General features: G+C 63.1%; 2 protein-coding genes. Both read right to left on the bottom strand.

Annotated elements, in window-relative coordinates; genetic code table 11:
• Positions 1 to 169: 169 nt before the first annotated feature.
• On the bottom strand, positions 170 to 973 hold the full coding sequence (locus ACYVDE_RS22570; protein ID WP_460503785.1) for a hypothetical protein: 804 nt from the start codon (positions 971 to 973) through the stop codon (positions 170 to 172).
• 118 nt (positions 974 to 1,091) lie between these two features.
• Positions 1,092 to 1,232, bottom strand: coding sequence for a hypothetical protein (locus ACYVDE_RS22565; protein ID WP_460503784.1), 141 nt, complete (start codon positions 1,230 to 1,232; stop codon positions 1,092 to 1,094).
• Positions 1,233 to 1,494: the final 262 nt, after the last annotated feature.

The following is a 1,494-nucleotide window of genomic DNA, read 5'->3' as shown; positions in this document are numbered from 1 at the left end:
TGCTCCAGCGGCGCACCGCTGCTACAGGCGCCCAGCAGGGCCGTGCCAGCCAGCGCCAGCAGCCGGGCCGCGGGGCTAAATGAAAAAATCGGGGTGCGCATAAAACGAGCAGGAAAAGTCGGTTACGTCCTGCCTCGTTTACGGGAGTGGGCCGAAAACAGCCGCGCCGCTACAGCGTCACCGTCAGCCCGGCCGTCCACACCGACAGGGCCCGCGACTCGGTGTCGTCGGCGGGCAGGTTCACGGGCATCACGTAGCGCCAGCCTACATTCAGGGCCAGCTTGCCTACGGTGTAGGTAACGGGCACGGCCAACTCGTAGTCGACTAGCGTGAAGCGGCGCACGTTGCGCACTTTGGCGGGGGCGTTGCCATTGCCGTTGCGCTTGTTGAGCGTGGCTTCGGTGAACGACTGCGTGCCAGCCGCCACGCTCACGGCCGGCTCCACGCTGAAATAGTCGTGGGCCCCAAACCCGTGCTTGGTTTCGAAGGAGCGGGAGTTTTCCAGAATCAAAAAAGCGTCGCCCTTAGCCGTCGACTTGCCGAATAAGTAGGTGGCGCTTAGTCGCGAGTAGAACGCGCCCCAGTCCTGGCCCAGGCCCACATCGAGGGCGTTGCTCACGCTCGATTTCACCAGCTGGCTGCCCGTCGGGAAGAAAAAGTGTGAGTAGCTGACCGAGGCATCGAGGGTCTCGCCGAAGTCGTGGTCCCAGCCCACGGTGAGGTCGGTTTCGTCGAGCGCATTGGGGGTGTTCAGCAGATTGTATAGTCCCACCGAGCCGTAAATTCCGCCTTTGGTGGTGTAGGTGAAATCGGCCGTGAGATAGGGAAACGCCACCGCCTGCGAGCGGCCAAAGTAGGTGGAGTTGCTGCCGTAGCCCAGCGCGGCTGAAAAGCTGCGTTTGGGCGCATCGGTCGTATCGGTGGGGGGCAGGGCGGCCGCCAGGCTGCCCGCCAGAAGCCAGGGTAAGAACATAGAAATCAGGAAAAGCAAAACCGGCCGCCCCGGGCTGACAATGGCGATGATACCAGCAAAAAGCCTCCCCGGGCGAGCCGGAGAGGCTTTTCGAAGTCAATTTCGCAAGCAGGCGCAATTACTTGACTTTGTGGTGACCGCCGTGGTGGCCGTGGTGCCCGCCATGATGGCCGCCGCCGTGGTGGCCTTTGGGAGCGGTTTGGGCCAGTGCAGCAAACGTGCACAGCAGGGCAACGGCGGAAAGCATCAGCTTTTTCATGGGGTATGGGGGTTTTGGGTTGATGATGGCTCAAACCTACCCGGCCAACATGATGTGAAAATGATAAGCCGGAAAATAGCCGGCGGCCTGCCCGGCTACGCCGCCGCCGGGGCCGGAAACGTGAGCAGAAACGAGGTGCCCAGGCCCGCAATCGAGTTCACTTCCAGCCCGATACCGTGCAGGTCGGCCACGGCGCGGGCAATGCTCAGGCCCAGGCCCGAGCTGTCGGGGTCGGCGGCGGGGCCTTTGTCGAAGCGCTCGA

Source organism: Hymenobacter agri (assembly GCF_054778495.1).
Note: the sequence above shows the minus strand (reverse complement) of the source record. Positions and strands in the feature narration are given on the sequence as shown.

Coding starts and splice junctions, on each gene's coding strand:
- ACYVDE_RS22565 (WP_460503784.1), bottom strand. CDS start 1,232: ATGAAAAAGCTGATGCTTTCCGCCGTTGCCCTGCTGTGCACGTTTGCT.
- ACYVDE_RS22570 (WP_460503785.1), bottom strand. CDS start 973: ATGTTCTTACCCTGGCTTCTGGCGGGCAGCCTGGCGGCCGCCCTGCCC.